Here is a 19357-nt window from a genome sequence, read left to right as displayed (position 1 = left end):
CCTCATGTGGGTTAGGAGAAATTTTTTTAATGGCAACGATTAACCAGTTGGTGCGCAAACCGCGCAAAAGCATAGTTGATAAAAGCAACGTGCCTGCTCTTGAAGCATGCCCGCAGCGTCGTGGTGTGTGCACTCGCGTGTATACCACAACCCCGAAAAAGCCGAATTCGGCATTACGTAAAGTAGCGCGTGTACGCTTAACCAATGGTTTTGAGGTCACTAGCTATATCGGTGGTGAAGGCCACAATCTACAAGAACACTCCGTGGTTTTGATTCGCGGCGGACGTGTTAAGGATTTACCTGGTGTGCGTTATCACACTGTCCGTGGCAGTCTTGATACCCAAGGTGTTAAAGACCGCAAGCAAGGCCGCTCCAAATACGGCACTAAGCGTCCTAAGAAGTAATTGAATAGAGATCCTAGAAATGCCTAGAAGAAGAGAAGTCCCCAAACGCGAAGTGTTGCCAGATCCAAAGTTCGGCAGTGAAATGCTCAGCAAATTTATGAATGCTGTGATGAAAGATGGCAAAAAGGCTGTTGCTGAAAAAATCATTTACGGCGCTTTAGACGAAATCGCTCAGAAAAAGGGCGGTGACGGTATGAACGTGTTGAGTGATGCCTTAGACAATGCTCGCCCTGCTGTAGAAGTAAAAGCCCGTCGCGTCGGTGGTGCTACTTATCAAGTGCCCGTTGAAGTACGTCCTTCTCGTCAAAACGCTTTAGCGATGCGTTGGTTGATTGAAGCTGCACGTAAGCGTGGTGAAAAATCAATGGCACGCAAGTTGGCAGGCGAATTGATGGATGCTGCTGAAAAGCGTGGTTCAGCAGTGAAAAAGCGTGAAGATACTCACCGTATGGCTGAAGCCAATAAGGCTTTTGCCCACTTCCGCTGGAACTAACTTGGAACTTGGCCTGTGTCTCGTAAAACACCCATAGAACGCTATCGTAATATCGGCATCATGGCTCACATTGATGCAGGTAAAACGACAACGACTGAGCGTGTTTTGTTCTACACAGGCGTCTCGCATAAGATTGGCGAAGTTCATGATGGCGCGGCTACCATGGACTGGATGGAGCAAGAGCAGGAGCGTGGAATTACCATTACTTCTGCGGCGACTACTTGCTTCTGGTCGGGTATGGATCAGCAGTTTGATCAACATCGTATCAATATTATCGATACGCCCGGCCATGTTGATTTTACCATTGAAGTAGAGCGCTCACTACGCGTTTTAGATGGTGCAGTGGCGGTGTTTTGTGCGGTTGGCGGTGTCGAGCCACAATCAGAGACCGTTTGGCGGCAAGCGAATAAATACCATGTTCCACGGGTTGCTTTCGTCAATAAGATGGATCGAGCCGGTGCAAATTTCCTACGTGTTATCGAGCAAATTAAAACTCGCCTAGGTTCTACGGCAGTGCCTGTTCAGTTGCCGATCGGGGCTGAAGAGAATTTCACGGGTGTAGTTGATTTAACACGGATGGAAGCGATCTACTGGAATGAAGCGGACATGGGCATGAGCTACACCGCTAAAGCCATTCCAGACGCTATGTTGGCCGCTTGTCAAGAGTGGCGCGAGCACATGGTCGAAGCTGCTGCTGAAGCCGATGAAGTGCTGATGGATCAGTATTTAGAGTCTGGTGAATTATCCCTTGATGATATTCACCGTGGCTTACGGTTGCGTGCTTTGTCAGGTGAAATTGTGCCAGTGCTGTGCGGTTCTGCCTTTAAAAATAAAGGTGTGCAGGCGGTTTTAGATGCAGTCGTGCGCTATTTACCCGCTCCAGTTGATGTGCCCGCGATTAAAGGTATTACTGATGATGCTAAGGAGACTCCAGCAGAGCGCCATGCCTCAGATACTGAGCCGTTTGCAGCGTTAGCTTTCAAAATCGCTACCGATCCTTTTGTAGGTTCCCTGACATTTTTCCGTGTTTACTCAGGTGTATTAAAAACGGGAGATGTTATTTTTAATCCTACGAAAGGTAAGCGTGAGCGTATTGGCCGTATTATGCAAATGCATGCCAATTCGCGTGAAGAAATTAAAGAAGTTTACGCAGGTGATATTGCAGCTGCGGTTGGCTTAAAAGATGTCACGACGGGTGAGACTTTAAGTGATCTCACTCATGTAATCACTTTAGAAAAAATGGATTTTCCTGAGCCGGTTATTTCAGTCGCGGTTGAGCCAAAGTCTCAAGCAGACCAAGAAAAAATGGGCTTAGCTTTAAGTCGTTTGGCACAAGAGGATCCGTCCTTCCGTGTGCATACTGATCAAGATTCAGGGCAGACGATTATTTCTGGTATGGGTGAGTTACACCTCGACATTATTGTTGACCGCATGAAGCGTGAGTTCAAAGTCGAGTGTAATGTCGGTGCTCCACAAGTTGCTTACCGAGAGACTATTCGGAAAACGGTGGAGGCTGAAGGTAAATTCGTGCGGCAATCAGGTGGGCGTGGTCAATACGGACACATTTGGTTGCGCCTAGAACCTTTAGCTGAAGGTGAAGGTTATAAGTTCGAGAATGCGATTGTGGGTGGTGTAGTTCCTAAAGAATTCGTGCCTGCAGTCGATAAAGGTGTTCGCGAACAGATGGGTAATGGCGTAATGGTTGGTTACCCCTTAGTTGATATGAAAGTAACTGCTTTTGATGGTTCATATCACGATGTTGATTCAAGTGAGTTGTCTTTCAAAATTGCAGGCTCTATGGCTTTGCGTAGCGGTGTGTTAGACGCTGATCCAGCTTTATTAGAGCCAATTATGAAAGTTGAAGTAGTGACTCCAGAAGATTATATGGGCGATGTCATGGGCGATTTAAATCGTCGTCGTGGCGTCGTTCAAGGGATGGATGATTCTCCCGCTGGTAAGATTATACGTGCGGAAGTGCCGTTGAGTGAAATGTTTGGTTATGCTACTGATGTGCGTTCAGCAACGCAGGGGCGTGCTAGTTACTCAATGGAGTTCGCGAAATACGCAGAAGCGCCTGCCCATGTTGTTCAGGCAGTGTTGAAAAAAAGGTGAAATAAATGGCAAAGAGTAAATTTGAGCGCACGAAGCCGCACGTGAACGTCGGAACGATAGGTCACGTAGACCACGGCAAGACGACCTTGACCGCAGCGTTGACAGTCGTTCAATCCCGTAAATTTGGTGGTGAAGCGAAAGCGTATGACCAAATTGACGCAGCTCCGGAAGAGAAAGCACGTGGTATTACTATTTCTACCGCACACGTAGAATACGAATCAGAAAATCGCCACTACGCTCACGTCGACTGCCCCGGCCACGCGGACTATGTAAAGAACATGATCACCGGTGCTGCACAAATGGACGGCGCGATTCTGGTCTGTTCAGCGGCTGATGGCCCCATGCCACAAACCCGTGAGCACATCCTATTATCTCGCCAAGTGGGTGTTCCGTACATCGTGGTTTACATGAACAAATGTGACCTTGTTGATGATGAAGAACTGTTAGAACTGGTCGAGATGGAATTACGTGAACTGTTATCCAGCTACGAATTCCCAGGTGATGATACCCCGATTATTAAAGGTTCAGCTCGTGCTGCTTTAGAAGGTGATACGTCACCGATTGGCGAACCATCGATTGCTGAACTGATCCATGCTTTAGATACTTACATCCCAGAACCTGAGCGTGCGATTGATGGTGCGTTCTTGATGCCGGTTGAAGACGTTTTCTCGATCTCGGGTCGTGGTACGGTAGTCACGGGTCGTATCGAACGTGGCGTGATCAAAGTGGGTGAGACCGTAGAAATCGTTGGTATTCGTGCCACGACTTCTACTACTGTAACGGGCGTTGAAATGTTCCGTAAGCTGTTAGACCAAGGTCAAGCCGGTGACAATGTAGGCTTGTTATTACGTGGTACTAAGCGTGATGACGTTGAGCGTGGTCAAGTGCTGTGCAAACCGGGCACGATTAAGCCCCACAACAAATTTGAAGCTGAAGTGTACGTCTTATCTAAGGAAGAAGGTGGTCGTCATACCCCGTTCTTTAATGGCTATCGTCCACAGTTCTACTTCCGTACCACGGACGTGACCGGTGCTTGTGAGTTACCTGAGGGCGTGGAGATGGTGATGCCAGGTGACAACGTGAAGATGGTAATCACTCTGATCAATCCGATTGCGATGGAAGATGGTTTGCGGTTTGCGATTCGTGAAGGCGGTCGTACTGTAGGCGCTGGTGTCGTCGCTAAAATTATTGAGTAAAACATATGTCTGACCAAAGAATTCGTATTCGTCTGAAAGCATTTGATCATCGTTTGATTGATCGTTCAGCAATGGAAATTGTTGAAACTGCAAAGCGTACTGGTGCACGAGTAAAGGGTCCAATCCCATTACCCACTCGTATTGAGCGTCACACTATCCTGATTTCTCCACACGTGAATAAGGATGCTCGTGATCAATATGAGATCCGTACTCACAAGCGTTTGATGGATATTATTGATCCAACCGACAAAACCGTTGATGCACTGATGAAGTTGGATTTAGCGGCAGGCGTTGATGTTCAGATTAAATTGAACTGATTTGAAATAAATACTTAACGTGCGTTAATTTTCCATATATAATGCGCGGCTTTCTTCGGCTCGACATATTGTCGAGCCGAGTTTTTCTAAAGACAAGAATTAGCAGAAGTGCTCGTCAGAGTAGTGAAGAGGTAAGCAAATGGCTATCAGTCTATTGGGTCGCAAAATTGGTATGACCCGTATTTTCGGTGAATCTGGGGATGCGGTTCCTGTCACCGTCTTAGAGATTGCGCCAAACCGTGTGTCTCAAGTCAAAACTAAAGAAAGCGATGGCTATGAAGCCATTCAGTTATCTGTAGGTGAGAAAAAAGCTTCACGTGTGAATAAAGCTCTGATTGGGCATTTCGCCAAGTCTGGTGTTCCGGTCGGGACACAAGTGCAAGAGTCTCGTGTTGATGCAGCTGCTGAATATCAAGCAGGCGCTGAGTTAACCGTTAGCATGTTTGAGCAAGGCCAATACGTAGACGTGGCAGGTGTCAGCAAAGGTAAAGGTTATGCTGGTACTATCAAGCGTCACAACTTCCGTGGTCAAGATGCTACTCACGGTAACTCTCGTTCTCACCGTGTACCAGGCTCTACTGGTCAAAACCAAACTCCAGGTCGCGTTTTTCCCGGTAAGAAAATGGCTGGTCGTTTAGGTGGTGTAAACACTAGTGTGCAGAACTTAGAAGTCATCCGCGTTGATACTGAGCGCAACTTGTTATTAGTGAAGGGTGCAGTTCCTGGTGCTACTGGTGGTAGTGTCTCCGTGAAGCACTCAGTAAAGGCATAAGGATTTAGGTATGGAATTGCAAGTAGCAAACGGCGGCACCCTTACCGTAAATGAAGTGGTGTTTAACCGCGAATTTAATGAGGGCTTAGTGCATCAAGCAGTGGTTGCCTATATGGCAGCAGGCCGTTCTGGCACTAAAGCCCAAAAGAATCGTTCTGATGTTAGTGGTGGTGGTCTGAAGCCTTTCCGCCAAAAAGGTACAGGCCGTGCACGTGCAGGTACTACCCGTGGCCCTTTGTGGCGTACTGGTGGTGTGACTTTTGCCGCTCGCCCTCGTAGTTTTGAGCAAAAACTCAATAAGAAAATGTATCGTGCTGCTATGCGCGCCATTTTATCTGAGTTAGTACGTCAAGAACGTTTTGTAATTGTTGATTCAATTAGCTTAGAAGACTCTAAGACTAAATTGATGGTTACAAAATTAAAAGATTACGGTACTAACGATGTATTGTTAGTATCTGATGTGGCTGATGTCAATGTCTTACTGGCAGCGCGCAATATTCCTTATTGTGAAGTTACTTCAGTAACTGAGTTGAATCCAGTGAGCTTGGTTGGCCACGAGAAAGTTGTAATGACTCGCTCAGCGGTAGAAAAGATTCAGGAGTGGTTGGCATGAGCCAAGAACGTTTATACAAAGTACTGTTGGCTCCACGCATGACCGAAAAGAGCGTCGCTGCTACTGAGTCAGCAAATCAATATGTGTTCAAAGTTGCTAAAAATGCGACTAAGGAAGACATTAAAGAGGCAGTTCAGTTGTTGTTCGAGGTCGTAGTTGATCAAGTGCGGACTGTCAATGTTAAAGGTAAGCAGAAGAACTTTGGTCGCCGTGCCGGTCAACGTAGTGACTGGAAAAAAGCGTATGTGCGCTTGGCTGAAGGTCAATCTCTCGATGCTTCCGCTGAATAAGGTTAAGGATTAGTCATGGCAGTCGTTAAGGCAAAACCAACATCCCCAGGGCGTCGCTTCCAGGTCCATGTTGTTAATAAGGAGTTGCACACGGGTGCACCTTGCAAAAGCCTACTGGAGCGGAAAACCAAAAGCGGTGGGCGTAATAATCGCGGTCGAATGACTGTGCGCCACATCGGTGGTGGCCATCGTCAACATTATCGCTTGGTGGATTTCAAGCGGCGTAAAGATGAAATTCCAGGACGCGTTGAGCATTTAGAATACGATCCTAATCGTAGTGCGAATATTGCATTAGTGCTTTACGCGGATGGTGAGCGTCGTTATATTATCGCCCCAAAAAACTTATCTGCTGGCGATTCTATTCTTTCTGGTCAACATGCTCCTATTGCAGTGGGTAACTCTTTGCCACTACGGAATATTCCAGTCGGTTCTGTCATTCATTGTGTGGAAATGCGTCCGGGCAAAGGTGCTCAATTAGCGCGTAGCGCAGGTGCATCCGTTCAGTTGGTAGCTAAAGAAGGTAACTACGCAACCTTGCGTTTACGCTCTGGTGAAATGCGTAAAGTATTATCTGAGTGCCGTGCCACTATCGGTGAAGTCGGCAACTCAGAACATGGTTTGACTAAACTGGGTAAAGCAGGTGCCAAGCGGTGGCGTGGTGTGCGTCCAACCGTGCGCGGTGTCGCTATGAACCCAGTTGACCATCCACACGGTGGTGGTGAAGGTCGTACCTCTGGTGGTCGTCATCCAGTAACACCTTGGGGTGTTCCAACCAAGGGTTATAAGACTCGTAGTAATAAGCGTACTGATAAGATGATCGTACGTCGCCGGAACAAAAAGTAAGGGGATTAAGTCGTGCCACGTTCACTAAAGAAAGGTCCATTCGTTGACCATCATTTGATGAGTAAGGTTGAAGCTGCGGTTGCCAAAAATGATCGCAAGCCGATTAAGACTTGGTCTCGCCGCTCAATGATCCTGCCAGATATGGTTGGTTTGACGATTGCTGTGCATAATGGCAAACAACACGTACCTGTGTTGGTTAATGAAAATATGGTTGGCCACAAGTTGGGTGAGTTTGCAGCTACCCGTTCTTATCGTGGTCATGCTGCTGACAAGAAATCGAAGAAGTAAGGGGTATAAATATGGAAGTTGCAGCTCGCTTGCGCTTTGCGCGTATTTCGCCTCAGAAAGGTCGATTAGTTGCCGATCAGATTCGTGGTCTACCTGTTGGCAAAGCTTTAGAAATTTTGACGTTCAGCCCGAAAAAAGGCGCTGAAATCATTAAGAAAGTACTCGAATCTGCGATTGCTAATGCTGAGCATAACGATGGTGCAGATGTGGATGAGCTTTCTGTAAAAACGATTTTTGTCGATCAGGGGCCGATCATGAAACGTATGATGCCTCGTGCCAAAGGTCGTGGAAATCGCATTTTGAAACGTACCAGTCATATCACTGTCGCTGTTGGCGATTGAGGTCAGAGGTTAAATATGGGTCAAAAAGTACATCCAACTGGCATCCGTCTTGGCATCGCATCTGATTGGCGTTCAAAGTGGTATGCAGAAGGTAAAGATTATGCAGAATTTCTACATAAAGATTTAGAAGTTCGTGCATTTTTAAAGAAAAAACTGAAAGAAGCTTCAGTCAGTCGTATTCAAATTGAGCGTCCGGCTAAGTCTGCTTTCATCACTATCCACACAGCTCGTCCCGGTATGGTTATCGGCAAGAAAGGTGAGGATATTGAGAAGTTACGCGCTGATGTTGCTAGCATCATGGGGCTGCATGTCAACAATGTGAAATTAAACATTGAAGAAATTCGCAAGCCTGAATTAGATGCTCAGTTGGTTGCAGAAAGTATCACTAGTCAGCTTGAGCGTCGGATTATGTTCCGTCGTGCGATGAAGCGTGCTGTGAGCAATGCCATGCGTTTAGGCGCGTTGGGTATCAAAGTCAGCGTTGCAGGTCGTTTGAATGGTGCAGAAATTGCGCGTACCGAATGGTATCGTGAAGGTCGTGTTCCATTGCATACACTGCGTGCTGATATCGACTACGCAACGGCTGAAGCCTTAACAACTTATGGCATCATCGGTGTGAAAGTTTGGATTTTCAAGGGTGAGGTCTTTGACCTTGAACAGAAACAATCTAACTCTGGGAATGCAAATAACCAGCAGGCTAGAAAGAAGAAGTGATAGAGGTTTGAGATGTTACAGCCCAAAAGAACCAAATTCCGTAAAATGCACAAAGGCCGTAATCGCGGCTTAGCTCAAGCAGGTAATGCAGTTAGCTTTGGCGAATACGGATTAAAAGCATTAGAGCGTGGCCGGATGACGGCTCGCCAAATTGAATCAGCACGTCGTGCAATTAACCGTCATGTACGTCGTGGGGGTAAGTTGTGGATTCGTGTATTCCCTGACAAACCGATTAGCAAAAAACCTTTAGAAGTCCGTATGGGTAAAGGTAAAGGTAACGTTGAATACTGGGTAGCCCTAGTACAACCCGGCCTAGTCTTATATGAGATGCAAGGTGTGAGTGAAGAAATGGCGCGTGAAGCTTTCCGCTTAGCAGCAGCCAAATTACCGTTTAAAACAGCATTCGTTTCCCGTCAGGTGATGTGATGAAAGCAGTAGAATTACGTCAAAAGTCCGTTGATGAGCTTAAGTCTGAACTGACTGAAAACCTGAAAGAGCAATTTAAATTGCGTATGCAACAGGCTGCTGGCCAGTTGTCACGTCCTTCAGAAATGAAACGTGTGCGTCTTGAAATTGCACGTATTAAAACGATTCTGTCAGAAAAGAAAGTTGCAGGTAAATGATGATGAGCGAAGAAGTTAAAGTCGAACGCAGTTTGATGGGGCGCGTCATCAGCGACAAAATGGATAAATCCATCGTGGTATTGATGGAGCGTCAAGTAAAGCATCCTATTTATGGAAAGTTTATTAAGCGTTCTAAAAAGTATCATGTTCATGATGAGAATAATGAGTGCAAGGTTGGCGACACTGTGAGTTTTAAAGAGTGCCGCCCTCTGTCAAAGACCAAGCACTGGACTTTGGTTAAGGTCGTCGAGCGTGCAGCTGGCGAAGCCTAAGACGGAGAATAGACATGATCCAGATGCAATCAATGCTGCAAATCGCAGATAACAGTGGTGCACGTCGCGTAATGTGTATCAAGGTTTTAGGTGGTTCACATCGTCGCTATGCCAATATTGGCGATGTAATCAAAGTAAGTATTAAAGATGCTATTCCACGCGGCAAAGTGAAGAAAGGTGACGTGTACAACGCCGTTATCGTTCGTACTGCTAAGGGTGTACGTCGTAACGATGGCTCTGTTATTCGTTTTGATGGTAATGCAGCCGTATTACTGAATAACAAGTTAGAGCCTATTGGAACTCGTATCTTTGGCCCGGTTACTCGTGAATTGCGTGGTGACCGTTTTATGAAGATTATCTCGCTGGCACCAGAAGTGCTTTAAGACGGCTGAGCTGACATAGCGTAGGTGAAGTGATGCAAAAGATTCGTAAAAACGACCAAGTTGTTGTCATTACAGGCAAAGACAAAGGGCGCCGTGGTTCTGTGATGCAAGTTCTGGCAACCGGTAAAGTTTTGGTCAAAGGTGTTAATGTTGTAAAGAAACATCAAAAACCAAATCCAACATTAGGTGTGCAAGGTGGTGTGGTCGAAAAAGAGATGCCCATCCAAGCTTCTAATGTGATGTTAGTCAACCCGGCCACTGGCAAGGGTGATCGGATTGGATTCAAGCTCCTGGAAGATGGCAAGAAAATCCGTGTCTTCAAATCCAACGGTGAGCGCGTAGACGCTTAATAGGTAAAATATTTCATGGCAAGGTTACAGCAATATTACCGTGAAACTGTCATTAAAGAACTGACAGAAAAGCTCGGTACACAAAATGTAATGGAGATCCCTCGTATCACTAAAATCACTCTAAATATGGGTTTAGGTGAGGCGGTCGGGGATAAAAAAGTCATTGAGCATGCAGTCAATGATATGACAAAAATCGCTGGTCAAAAACCCGTTGTCACGCTAAGCCGCAAATCGATTGCAGGTTTTAAAATTCGCGACAACTGGCCAATTGGTTGTAAGGTAACCTTGCGTCGTGAGCGCATGTATGAGTTTTTAGATCGTTTAATCAACGTATCTATTCCTCGTATCCGTGACTTCCGTGGTCTTAACCCAAAAGGTTTTGATGGCCGTGGTAACTACAACATGGGCGTTAAAGAGCAAATCATTTTCCCTGAGATTGATTACGATAAAATCGACGCTCTACGCGGTATGAATATTACCATTACCACTACTGCTAAGACTGACGAAGAGGGACGGGCTCTACTTGAAGCCTTCAAATTCCCTTTCAGACAGTAAGAGGATACGAGTTACATGGCAAAGAAATCCATGATTGCACGTGAAGTTAAGCGTGCCGAAATAGCCGCTAAGTTTGTTGACAAGCGTGCTCAACTGAAAAAAGTCATTGCAAGCCCAGCTAGTTCTCTTGAAGAGGTATTGGCAGCGAGTACTGCTCTGCAAAAGTTACCCCGTGACAGCAGTACAGTGCGTAAGCAACGTCGTTGCAATGTGACAGGTCGCCCACATGGTGTTTATCGTAAGTTTGGCCTATGCCGTAACAAATTACGTGAAGCTGCCATGCGTGGTGATGTTCCCGGTTTAACTAAAGCTAGTTGGTAAGAGGAGAAAAATATCATGAGTATGAGTGATCCTATTGCCGATATGCTGACGCGCATTCGTAACGGTCAAGCAGCTAGCAAAGCCACAGTCTCTTTCCCAGCTTCTAAGCAAAAGAAAGCGATTTTGGAAGTATTACTGAACGAAGGTTATATCCTTGGTTATGATGTAGATGAGAATGGCGGTAAGCCTGTCACTACCGTGAAGTTAAAATACTTCCAAGGCAAGCCTGTTATTAGCCGAATTGCTCGCACTAGCCGTCCTGGTCTGCGTGTATTTCGCGGCAAAGATGAACTGCCTAAAGTCATGGGTGGTTATGGTGTGGCTATCGTTTCCACCTCTGCAGGTGTCATGAGTGATCGTGCAGCACGTGCTATTGGTCAAGGTGGCGAAGTCATCTGTGTGGTTGAGTAAGGTAGGCAGATTCTCATGTCACGTATCGCGAAAAGAGGCCTGACAGTACCGAATGGTGTTGAGGTCAAAATTGACGGGCAGCGTCTGAATGTCAAAGGTTCTAAAGGTTCTTTAGAACTAAATGTCCATACAGATGTAGAAGTTACCCAAGAAAACAATGTATTGAGTTTCCGCCCACGTGCTGAAAGTGCATGGGCTTTAGCTGGTACAACTTCTGCTTTAACCACTAGTATGGTTAAAGGTGTCAGTGAAGGTTTCGAAAAGAAACTACAACTGGTTGGTGTTGGTTATCGTGCACAAGCTCAAGGTAGTAAGTTAAATCTGTCTTTAGGTTTCTCTCATCCAGTCGTGTATGAAGTACCCGCTGGCATTACGGTAGAAACTCCAAGCCAGACTGACATTATTATCCGTGGCGTTGACAAACAGAAAGTAGGTCAAGTCGCTGCCGAAGTGCGTGCCTATCGTCCACCAGAACCTTACAAAGGTAAAGGTGTGAAATACGTTGATGAAAAGATCATCCGTAAAGAAGCCAAGAAGAAGTAAGGTAGCCTAGCATGGAAAAGAAATTAAGTCGTATTCGTCGTAGCAAAACAGCACGTAGTAAAATGCGTGAGTTACGTGCTACACGTTTGTGCGTACATCGCACGCCACGTCATATCTATGCACAAATTATTACGCCCGAAGGGGATAAAGTAATTGCTAGTGCTTCTACAGTAGAAAAAGATTTGCGTGGTTCATTAGATTATACCGGTAATGTGGATGCAGCAGCAGCCGTTGGCAAATTAGTCGCTGAGCGTGCTAGAGCCCAAGGTGTTGAGGCAGTAGCCTTTGACCGTTCCGGTTTTAAATATCATGGCCGTATCAAAGCTTTAGCAGATGCTGCTCGTGAAGCTGGCTTGAAATTCTAAGGGTTAAGTCTTATGGCAAAGGTAGAAAATACAACAGCGTCAACAGACGGCCTGCAGGAAAAGTTGGTTCATGTTAACCGCGTTTCTAAAGTAGTTAAGGGTGGCCGTATCTTCAGTTTTACTGCTTTAACAGTAGTAGGTGATGGCAATGGCCGCGTTGGTTTTGGTTATGGCAAAGCACGTGAAGTGCCAGCTGCGATCCAAAAAGCGATGGAACAGGCTCGTAAAAGTATGGTTAATGTCGCTTTAGTGGATGGTACTTTACAGTATCCAATCAAGTATTCCTCTGGCGCTGCGACTGTGTTTATGCAACCTGCTTCTGAAGGTACGGGTGTTATCGCCGGTGGTGCAATGCGTGCCGTGCTTGAGGTGGCTGGAGTGAAAAACGTTCTATCTAAGTGTATTGGTACACGGAACGCAGGCAACGTCATCCGCGCTACGATTGGCGGTTTAGCTTCTATGCATGCTCCAGAAATGATTGCAGCTAAGCGTGGCAAAACCGTTGAAGAGATCAAAGGATAAGCCATGTCAGAAGTTAAAAAAATTAAATTGACCCTAGTGCGTAGCATTAGTGGTCGTCTGAAAAGCCATCAGCAATGCGCAAGCGGCTTAGGCATTCGTCGTATGAATCGCATGGTAGAAGTTATTGATACACCAGAAAATCGTGGCATGATCAATAAAATTTCTTACCTGCTTAAGGTTGAGGAAGCTTAAGATGAAACTAAATACCTTACAACCAGCCGCTGGTAGCCGTCCTGCGCGTACACGTGTAGGTCGTGGTATTGGTTCAGGCTTGGGTAAAACGGCAGGCCGCGGTCATAAAGGGCAAAAATCACGTGCTGGCGGTTTCCATAAAGTCGGTTTCGAGGGCGGTCAAATGCCTTTGCAACGTCGTCTACCAAAAATGGGCTTTATCTCCCGGATTGGTGCGCGTACCGCTGAGATTCGTTTAGACGAATTAGCAAAAGTTGAAGGTGATGTGATTAGCTTGGCTTCTTTAAAAGCAGCTAATGTTATCCCAGCACGTACTTTACAAGCTAAAGTTATTTTATCTGGTAAAGTCGAAAAAGCTTTCACCCTGCAAGGTGTAGGCGCTACTAAAGGTGCTAAATCAGCGATTGAAGCCGTGGGCGGCAAAATCGAGGAATAATTACTAAAAATGGCAAAGTCACCTGCTTCAACCGGATCCTTTGCAGGATTTGGCAACATAGCTGAAGTGCGTCAGCGGCTCGTTTTTGTGCTGCTGGCCTTGATTGTTTATCGGATTGGTACTTTCATTCCTGTTCCAGGTGTGAATCCACTGGCGATGTCTCAATTTTTTGAGCAAAACAGTGGTACCATCCTTGGCGTCTTCAATATGTTCTCCGGTGGTGCTTTAGAGCGTCTAAGTGTATTCGCCTTAGGCGTAATGCCTTATATCTCAGCATCTATCATTATTCAGTTAATGACGACAGTTATTCCCTCCCTTGAACAACTCAAGAAGGAAGGTGAAACCGGTAGACGCAAGATAACGCAATATACGCGCTATGGGACGGTGGCTTTGGCCTTGTTTCAAAGTTTAGGTGTCGCTATCGCCCTAGGTGGTCAAGATATTGGTGGTGGTCAAACCATAGCTATCAACCCGGGTTACGGCTTTATTCTGACAACAGTAGTTACTTTAGTCACTGGAACTTTATTCCTAATGTGGTTAGGCGAGCAAATTACTGAACGCGGTATTGGTAATGGTATTTCATTGATTATCTTTGCTGGCATTGTGGCTGGGTTACCAGCAGCTGTTGCAGGTACCTTGGAGCTAGTAAATACTGGTGAATTATCTCCTTTCTTTGTTATCTTGTTGATGGTGTTAGTCATCATTGTGACTGCCTTCGTTATCTTTGTTGAGCGTGGGCAGCGGCGGATTACGGTTAACTATGCTAATCGTCAGCAAGGACGGAAAATGTATGCGGGTCAGTCTAGTCATTTGCCTTTGAAGCTCAATATGGCAGGCGTAATCCCACCTATTTTTGCTTCTAGTATTATCTTGTTTCCTGCTACTTTAGGGCATTGGTTTAGCGGTTCTGATGGTACAGGTATCATCCAAAATTTCGTCAATATGCTACAGCCTGGGCAGCCACTCTATGTGTTGTTTTATGCAATGGCTATTGTGTTTTTCTCCTTCTTCTATACAGCCTTAGTCTTCAACTCACGGGAAACTGCAGACAATTTAAAGAAAGCAGGTGCTTTTATTCCTGGTATTCGTCCAGGTGAGCAAACTGCCAAATATATTGATGGTGTTATGACTCGTCTAACTGGCGTTGGTGCAATCTATATTACTTTAGTGTGCTTATTGCCCGAGTTTTTAATCTTAGGTTGGGGTGGTACATCATTGTTAATAATCGTGGTTGTCGTTATGGATTTCTTATCTCAATTGCAAGCACACATGATGTCACATCAGTACGAAGGCCTGATGAAGAAAGCCAATTTCAAAACGCAAACTCGTCCTAGCACAGTGCGTTAATTGATTTAGTGAAGAGGTTGTCATGAAGGTTAGAGCTTCTGTAAAAAAATTATGCCGTAACTGCCGTATTATTCGTCGCAGTGGGGTAGTACGTGTAATCTGCTCGTCTGATCCGCGTCATAAACAACGTCAGGGTTAAAAACAGATTGTTCTTACTCTTGTTAGGGTAAGGACCGTAAATGACCTCTGCCTCGGCAGGGGTTATTTGTTGATAAATAGTAAAAGTTTCGGCATAATCGCCGGCTTTTCCGAGAATCTGGAGAATATCTTTAATGGCTCGTATTGCGGGTATTAATCTTCCTGTAAATAAGCATACTGTCATTGGTTTGACAGCTATTTACGGAATTGGGCGTCCGCGCGCTCAAGACATTTGTAAAGCGGCTGGTATCGAACCGCAAACTAAGATTCGTGACTTGAACGAAGAACAATTAGAACGAGTTCGCGCTGAAGTCGCTAAGTTCCTGGTCGAAGGCGATCTGCGTCGTGAAGTTTCCATGAGCATTAAACGCTTAATGGATATGGGCTGCTATCGTGGCGTCCGTCATAGACGTGGTCTTCCCGTACGTGGACAACGTAGCAAAACTAATGCTCGCACCCGTAAAGGGCCGCGCCGTCCAATCCGTAAGTGATCAGGTTACAGGATAGTTAAGTTATGGCAAAACAGCCAACCAAAAAGAGCGTTGCCAATGCGCGCGCTAAAAAAGTTAAAAAGACGGTTACTGATGGTGTTGCACACATCTTTGCGTCTTTTAACAATACCATTGTTACCATTACTGACCGTCAAGGTAATGCCTTAGCATGGGCGACTGCAGGTGGTTCAGGTTTCCGTGGCTCACGTAAAAGCACTCCATTTGCGGCGCAAGTTGCAGCTGAGCGTGCAGGGACCGCAGCTAAAGAATATGGCCTGAAAAACTTAGATGTTGAAGTCAAAGGTCCAGGTCCTGGTCGTGAATCTGCAGTACGTGCCTTAAATAATGTAGGCTACAAAATTACCAACATTACGGATGTTACACCCATTCCTCATAATGGTTGCCGTCCGCCTAAGAAGCGTCGTGTGTAACGGGAGCAGTTAACAATGGCAAGATATATTGGACCTACCTGTAAGCTGAGCAGACGCGAAGGTACAGATCTTTATCTTAAGAGCCGCGGTGTGTCTCTTGAGAAAAAATGTAAACTGGATAAAAAACCGGGTCAACATGGTGAAGGCCGTGGTCGTCTTTCAGACTATGGTGTTCAGTTACGTGAAAAGCAAAAAGTACGTCGTATTTATGGTGTGCTTGAGCGTCAATTCAGTAATTACTTCAAAAAAGCAGCTCAACAGAAAGGCTCTACCGGTGAAAACCTGTTGCGCTTATTAGAAGGGCGTTTGGATAACGTAGTGTATCGTATGGGTTTCGGTGCAACGCGCTCTGAGTCTCGTCAGCTCGTTAGCCATAAAGCAATTCTAGTTAATGGTAAAATCGTCAACATTGCTTCTTACCAAGTAAAAGCGGGCGATCTGATCTCTGTACGTGAAAAAGCGAAAAAGCAAGTTCGCGTGCAAGACTCCATTAAAGTAGCTGAGCAATTAGGCTTCCCGTCATGGGTAGATGTTAACGTGAAAGAGTTACAAGGGACTTACAAGTCTGCTCCAGATCGTGCTGATCTACCTGCTGAAATTAATGAGTCATTGATTGTTGAATTGTACTCTAAGTAATTTTCAACCGACTCGTCAACGATTACAGGGACTAGCATGACCTCAAAAACGATTGATTTACTGAAACCACGTAATGTCCAGGTTCAGGAGTTGGGGCTAAACACATCCCGTATCACTCTAGAGCCTCTGGAGCGCGGTTTTGGACACACGCTGGGTAATGCCCTGCGACGTATTCTGCTGTCCTCGATCCCGGGCAGTGCAATTACGGAAGTACAAATTGCCGGTGTTGTTCATGAGTACACAACGATTGAAGGTGTGCAGGAGGATGTAGTTGAAATCCTGCTCAATCTGAAAAAGTTAGCGGTACGTTTGAATTCACGTGATGAGGCAACCTTAACCCTGAAGAAAAAAGGTAAAGGTCCGGTAACAGCGGCAGACATTGAATTAGATCATGATGTTGAAATCATTGATCCTAATTATGTGATTGCTCACATTACTAAGGACGATGTCGAGTTGGAAATGAACTTAACGATCACCAGTGGTCGTGGTTATCAACCCGCTTCCGTCCGCCGTGGCCCAGATTCCCCAGAGTTACCTTTAGGTACTTTGGTGTTAGATGCCAGTTACAGCCCAATTTTACGTGTTGCCTACAATGTAGATAGCGCGCGGGTTGAGCAACGCACGGATATGGATAAGCTGATTGTTGAGATTGAAACTGATGGTTCAATCGATGCAGAAAATGCATTGAGTATGGCTGCGCAAATTCTGCAGCAGCAATTAGCCGTTTTCTTTGATCTACACATTGAAGAGCCAATCCGTCACATCGACAATCAACCTGAAGTTGATCCGGTTCTGCTGCGTCCAGTGGATGACCTCGAGTTAACAGTTCGTTCTGCTAACTGCCTGAAAGCTGAGAATTTATTCTATATCGGTGATTTAGTGCAACGTACAGAAACTGAACTTTTAAAGACACCAAACTTGGGTAAAAAATCTTTAACTGAAATTAAAGATGTCTTGGCTTCACACGGTTTGACTCTGGGAACTAAGCTGGATAATTGGCCGCCTGCTGGTCTCGATCACAAAGATAGTAAAGTAGGGTAACCGTAAGGTTAGCCTAGCGCCTGAAGGATTTTAAGATGCGTCATCGTAAAACTGGTCGTCAATTAAGCCGTAACAGCAGCCATCGCAAAGCATTGTTACAGAGCCTGACCAACTCATTACTGCGCTACGAAGCGATTAAAACGACTCTACCAAAAGCGAAAGAATTACGTCGCGTGGCTGAGCCTTTAATTACTCGTTCTAAAGAAGATTCAGTACATAACCGCCGGATTGCTTTCGCACGTTTACGTGATGAAACCGTTGTCGCTAAGTTATTCACTGAATTAGGCCCACGCTATAAGCAGCGTCCAGGCGGCTACTTGCGTATCATTAAGTGCGGTTTCCGTGCGGGTGATAATGCGCCGATGGCCTATGTTTCTTTAGTAGATGGTGCTGGCGAAGCTCAAGCTGCTGAATAAGTACTAAGCTTAGTCGATAAGAATAAAAAGCCGGTTTAATAGCCGGCTTTTTTCTTGCATGTCATTTGTTCTGTATCATTGACAGTTGCATCAAGCTCACTAGACTTAAGCGCTTTCTAATAAAGGATACTGTGAATCATGAGTACAAAAGCCGAAATTATTACCGCTGAAAGCTCTCGCAAAACAGCGCGAATTTTCTATTTTGGGAATATTTTAGCTGTACTCATTCCCTTTCCGATTTTCATTCTCTGGTTTGGTGCGTCCATGTTTGTTTATGCTATGTTCCGTCATCATCCCAATCCACGGGTAGGTTATTACACGCAAATTGCTGCTTATCATTATTATGGCTTGGCAGGTTTGCTAGTACCCGTGTTAACCTTTGCACCCGGTGACTTTTTTGTAAAGTATTGGGTTCATTTATGGGTGGTTTGTGCTGTTGTGATTATTCCTTTAGCAGTTATCCAGATTATGAAGATCAATAAAGAACCATGGCATGATGTTAAAATTGAGAAGTGAGGGTTGAGTGTGACTAAATTACGCCATGACTGGCAGCTTGAAGAGATTCAAGCTCTATTTACCTTGCCTTTCAATGATTTGATGTTTAAAGCACATCAGATTCACCGGCAAAATTTCACGGTCAATCACGTACAAATTAGTACACTCCTTAGTATTAAAACCGGTGCTTGTCCTGAGGATTGTAGTTATTGTTCACAAAGTGCGCGCTACGATACCGATTTGCAAACCGAGCGTTTAATGCCGCTGGACGAAGTGATTGCCGCTGCTAAAACTGCCCAAGCGAATGGTGCCACTCGCTTTTGTATGGGAGCTGCATGGCGTAATCCCACCGACAAGAATTTAGAACGCGTGATCGAAATGGTCAGCTCGGTGAAAGATTTAGGCATGGAAACTTGTGTGACTTTGGGGATGCTGACGGGTCACCAAGCACAGCGCTTAAAGCATGCAGGTTTGGATTACTACAATCATAATTTAGATACCTCACCGGAATTCTACGGGCAAGTTATCACCACTCGTACTTATCAGGATCGTTTAGATACACTTGAGTATGTGCGTAATGCAGGCATTAATGTGTGTAGTGGTGGTATCTTAGGGATGGGTGAGACAGAGCGGGATCGTGCGCGTCTTTTACAGCAATTGGCGAATATGAAGCAGCATCCTGAGTCAGTACCTATCAATGATTTAGTGCGGATTGAAGGTACACCGTTAGCGGCGAATGATAAATTAGATCCGTTAGATTTTATTCGTACCATTGCCGTAGCGCGCATTCTAATGCCAAAGTCTTATGTCCGATTGTCGGCTGGGCGTACCGAAATGAGTGATGAAACTCAAGCATGGTGCTTCTTTGCAGGCGCGAACTCGATGTTTTACGGTGAGCGTTTGTTAACAACAGATAATCCAGACGAGAATCATGATATGCAACTGTTTGCGCGTTTAGGCATCCAACCCGAGGCTGGTTCATCATAGTGTATGAAAATGAAGTTTA

The 19357-nt window shown here is 45.5% G+C and carries 34 protein-coding genes; all 34 read left to right on the top strand.

Annotated features, from left to right (window positions below; all coding sequences use genetic code 11):
- Positions 1–29: 29 nt before the first annotated feature.
- The 34 genes from rpsL to bioB all read left to right on the top strand — a co-directional run bounded on the left by rpsL (position 30) and on the right by bioB (position 19338).
- Positions 30–404: a 30S ribosomal protein S12 gene (rpsL, locus tag Q0307_RS02275; RefSeq protein ID WP_298610304.1), complete on the top strand. Its 375-nt coding sequence runs from the start codon at positions 30–32 to the stop codon at positions 402–404.
- A 19-nt stretch (positions 405–423) separates the two neighbouring features.
- Positions 424–897, top strand: a complete 474-nt coding sequence (gene rpsG / locus Q0307_RS02270; RefSeq protein WP_298610303.1) for a 30S ribosomal protein S7 — start codon at positions 424–426, stop codon at positions 895–897.
- Between the two features lie 15 nt (positions 898–912).
- A complete protein-coding gene (gene fusA, locus Q0307_RS02265; RefSeq protein WP_298655858.1) occupies positions 913–3009 on the top strand; it encodes an elongation factor G in 2097 nt (698 codons plus the stop codon).
- 5 nt (positions 3010–3014) lie between these two features.
- Complete coding sequence (gene tuf / locus Q0307_RS02260; RefSeq protein WP_298655855.1) at positions 3015–4205, top strand: elongation factor Tu; 1191 nt, start codon at positions 3015–3017, stop codon at positions 4203–4205.
- A 5-nt stretch (positions 4206–4210) separates the two neighbouring features.
- Positions 4211–4522, top strand: a complete 312-nt coding sequence (gene rpsJ, locus Q0307_RS02255; RefSeq protein ID WP_078923938.1) for a 30S ribosomal protein S10 — start codon at positions 4211–4213, stop codon at positions 4520–4522.
- A 139-nt stretch (positions 4523–4661) separates the two neighbouring features.
- Positions 4662–5294 carry a 50S ribosomal protein L3 gene (rplC, locus tag Q0307_RS02250; protein WP_298655852.1) on the top strand — a complete coding sequence of 211 codons (633 nt, stop codon included), beginning with the start codon at positions 4662–4664 and terminating at the stop codon, positions 5292–5294.
- A gap of 10 nt (positions 5295–5304) precedes the next feature.
- Positions 5305–5907, top strand: coding sequence for a 50S ribosomal protein L4 (gene rplD / locus Q0307_RS02245; RefSeq protein WP_298655849.1), 603 nt, complete (start codon positions 5305–5307; stop codon positions 5905–5907).
- Positions 5904–6197 carry a 50S ribosomal protein L23 gene (gene rplW / locus Q0307_RS02240; RefSeq protein ID WP_298655846.1) on the top strand — a complete coding sequence of 98 codons (294 nt, stop codon included), beginning with the start codon at positions 5904–5906 and terminating at the stop codon, positions 6195–6197. The genes rplD and rplW overlap by 4 nt, the downstream gene beginning before the upstream one ends.
- Positions 6198–6212: 15 nt before the next feature.
- Positions 6213–7040 carry a 50S ribosomal protein L2 gene (rplB, locus tag Q0307_RS02235; RefSeq protein WP_298655843.1) on the top strand — a complete coding sequence of 276 codons (828 nt, stop codon included), beginning with the start codon at positions 6213–6215 and terminating at the stop codon, positions 7038–7040.
- Between the two features lie 12 nt (positions 7041–7052).
- Positions 7053–7328 carry a 30S ribosomal protein S19 gene (rpsS, locus tag Q0307_RS02230; protein ID WP_078923933.1) on the top strand — a complete coding sequence of 92 codons (276 nt, stop codon included), beginning with the start codon at positions 7053–7055 and terminating at the stop codon, positions 7326–7328.
- 11 nt (positions 7329–7339) lie between these two features.
- On the top strand, positions 7340–7669 hold the full coding sequence (rplV, locus tag Q0307_RS02225) for a 50S ribosomal protein L22 (RefSeq protein ID WP_298655840.1): 330 nt from the start codon (positions 7340–7342) through the stop codon (positions 7667–7669).
- A gap of 15 nt (positions 7670–7684) precedes the next feature.
- Positions 7685–8383: a 30S ribosomal protein S3 gene (gene rpsC / locus Q0307_RS02220; RefSeq protein WP_078923931.1), complete on the top strand. Its 699-nt coding sequence runs from the start codon at positions 7685–7687 to the stop codon at positions 8381–8383.
- A 12-nt stretch (positions 8384–8395) separates the two neighbouring features.
- Complete coding sequence (gene rplP, locus Q0307_RS02215; protein ID WP_078923930.1) at positions 8396–8809, top strand: 50S ribosomal protein L16; 414 nt, start codon at positions 8396–8398, stop codon at positions 8807–8809.
- Positions 8809–9006, top strand: a complete 198-nt coding sequence (rpmC, locus tag Q0307_RS02210) for a 50S ribosomal protein L29 (RefSeq protein ID WP_078923929.1) — start codon at positions 8809–8811, stop codon at positions 9004–9006. Before rplP ends, rpmC begins: the two co-directional genes overlap by 1 nt.
- Before the next feature lie 2 nt (positions 9007–9008).
- Complete coding sequence (gene rpsQ, locus Q0307_RS02205) at positions 9009–9278, top strand: 30S ribosomal protein S17 (protein WP_298610335.1); 270 nt, start codon at positions 9009–9011, stop codon at positions 9276–9278.
- A gap of 14 nt (positions 9279–9292) precedes the next feature.
- The gene (rplN, locus tag Q0307_RS02200; RefSeq protein WP_298610293.1) at positions 9293–9661 is read left to right on the top strand and encodes a 50S ribosomal protein L14; all 369 of its coding nucleotides are present in this window, start codon (positions 9293–9295) and stop codon (positions 9659–9661) included.
- A 29-nt stretch (positions 9662–9690) separates the two neighbouring features.
- Positions 9691–10011, top strand: coding sequence for a 50S ribosomal protein L24 (gene rplX / locus Q0307_RS02195; RefSeq protein ID WP_298610292.1), 321 nt, complete (start codon positions 9691–9693; stop codon positions 10009–10011).
- 15 nt (positions 10012–10026) lie between these two features.
- Positions 10027–10566: a 50S ribosomal protein L5 gene (rplE, locus tag Q0307_RS02190; RefSeq protein ID WP_298655832.1), complete on the top strand. Its 540-nt coding sequence runs from the start codon at positions 10027–10029 to the stop codon at positions 10564–10566.
- Between the two features lie 15 nt (positions 10567–10581).
- Positions 10582–10887: a 30S ribosomal protein S14 gene (gene rpsN / locus Q0307_RS02185; protein ID WP_298655829.1), complete on the top strand. Its 306-nt coding sequence runs from the start codon at positions 10582–10584 to the stop codon at positions 10885–10887.
- A gap of 15 nt (positions 10888–10902) precedes the next feature.
- Entirely contained in the window at positions 10903–11298 is a 396-nt protein-coding gene (gene rpsH / locus Q0307_RS02180; RefSeq protein ID WP_298655827.1) for a 30S ribosomal protein S8, read from the top strand.
- Between the two features lie 15 nt (positions 11299–11313).
- Positions 11314–11841, top strand: a complete 528-nt coding sequence (gene rplF / locus Q0307_RS02175; RefSeq protein WP_298655824.1) for a 50S ribosomal protein L6 — start codon at positions 11314–11316, stop codon at positions 11839–11841.
- An 11-nt stretch (positions 11842–11852) separates the two neighbouring features.
- Positions 11853–12206: a 50S ribosomal protein L18 gene (gene rplR, locus Q0307_RS02170; protein WP_298655821.1), complete on the top strand. Its 354-nt coding sequence runs from the start codon at positions 11853–11855 to the stop codon at positions 12204–12206.
- Between the two features lie 12 nt (positions 12207–12218).
- The gene (gene rpsE, locus Q0307_RS02165; protein ID WP_078923920.1) at positions 12219–12728 is read left to right on the top strand and encodes a 30S ribosomal protein S5; all 510 of its coding nucleotides are present in this window, start codon (positions 12219–12221) and stop codon (positions 12726–12728) included.
- A 3-nt stretch (positions 12729–12731) separates the two neighbouring features.
- Positions 12732–12920, top strand: coding sequence for a 50S ribosomal protein L30 (gene rpmD / locus Q0307_RS02160; protein ID WP_298655818.1), 189 nt, complete (start codon positions 12732–12734; stop codon positions 12918–12920).
- Between the two features lies 1 nt (position 12921).
- A complete protein-coding gene (gene rplO, locus Q0307_RS02155) occupies positions 12922–13356 on the top strand; it encodes a 50S ribosomal protein L15 (protein ID WP_298655816.1) in 435 nt (144 codons plus the stop codon).
- 9 nt (positions 13357–13365) lie between these two features.
- Positions 13366–14703 carry a preprotein translocase subunit SecY gene (secY, locus tag Q0307_RS02150; RefSeq protein WP_298655814.1) on the top strand — a complete coding sequence of 446 codons (1338 nt, stop codon included), beginning with the start codon at positions 13366–13368 and terminating at the stop codon, positions 14701–14703.
- A gap of 22 nt (positions 14704–14725) precedes the next feature.
- Positions 14726–14842 (top strand): 50S ribosomal protein L36, encoded by a 117-nt coding sequence (gene rpmJ, locus Q0307_RS02145; protein ID WP_078923916.1) that lies wholly within the window; start codon positions 14726–14728, stop codon positions 14840–14842.
- Positions 14843–14975: 133 nt separating this feature from the next.
- The gene (rpsM, locus tag Q0307_RS02140; protein ID WP_298610273.1) at positions 14976–15332 is read left to right on the top strand and encodes a 30S ribosomal protein S13; all 357 of its coding nucleotides are present in this window, start codon (positions 14976–14978) and stop codon (positions 15330–15332) included.
- 23 nt (positions 15333–15355) lie between these two features.
- Entirely contained in the window at positions 15356–15763 is a 408-nt protein-coding gene (gene rpsK, locus Q0307_RS02135; RefSeq protein WP_298655811.1) for a 30S ribosomal protein S11, read from the top strand.
- Between the two features lie 15 nt (positions 15764–15778).
- Positions 15779–16399 (top strand): 30S ribosomal protein S4, encoded by a 621-nt coding sequence (gene rpsD, locus Q0307_RS02130; RefSeq protein ID WP_298655808.1) that lies wholly within the window; start codon positions 15779–15781, stop codon positions 16397–16399.
- Positions 16400–16435: 36 nt separating this feature from the next.
- On the top strand, positions 16436–17440 hold the full coding sequence (gene rpoA, locus Q0307_RS02125; protein WP_298655805.1) for a DNA-directed RNA polymerase subunit alpha: 1005 nt from the start codon (positions 16436–16438) through the stop codon (positions 17438–17440).
- A 35-nt stretch (positions 17441–17475) separates the two neighbouring features.
- Entirely contained in the window at positions 17476–17856 is a 381-nt protein-coding gene (gene rplQ, locus Q0307_RS02120; RefSeq protein ID WP_298655802.1) for a 50S ribosomal protein L17, read from the top strand.
- A gap of 138 nt (positions 17857–17994) precedes the next feature.
- Entirely contained in the window at positions 17995–18372 is a 378-nt protein-coding gene (locus Q0307_RS02115; RefSeq protein ID WP_298655798.1) for a hypothetical protein, read from the top strand.
- Between the two features lie 9 nt (positions 18373–18381).
- On the top strand, positions 18382–19338 hold the full coding sequence (bioB, locus tag Q0307_RS02110; protein WP_298655795.1) for a biotin synthase BioB: 957 nt from the start codon (positions 18382–18384) through the stop codon (positions 19336–19338).
- Positions 19339–19357 lie beyond the last annotated feature (19 nt).

Source organism: uncultured Thiothrix sp., from assembly GCF_937873765.1.
GTDB lineage: Bacteria > Pseudomonadota > Gammaproteobacteria > Thiotrichales > Thiotrichaceae > Thiolinea.
Note: the sequence above shows the minus strand (reverse complement) of the source record. Positions and strands in the feature narration are given on the sequence as shown.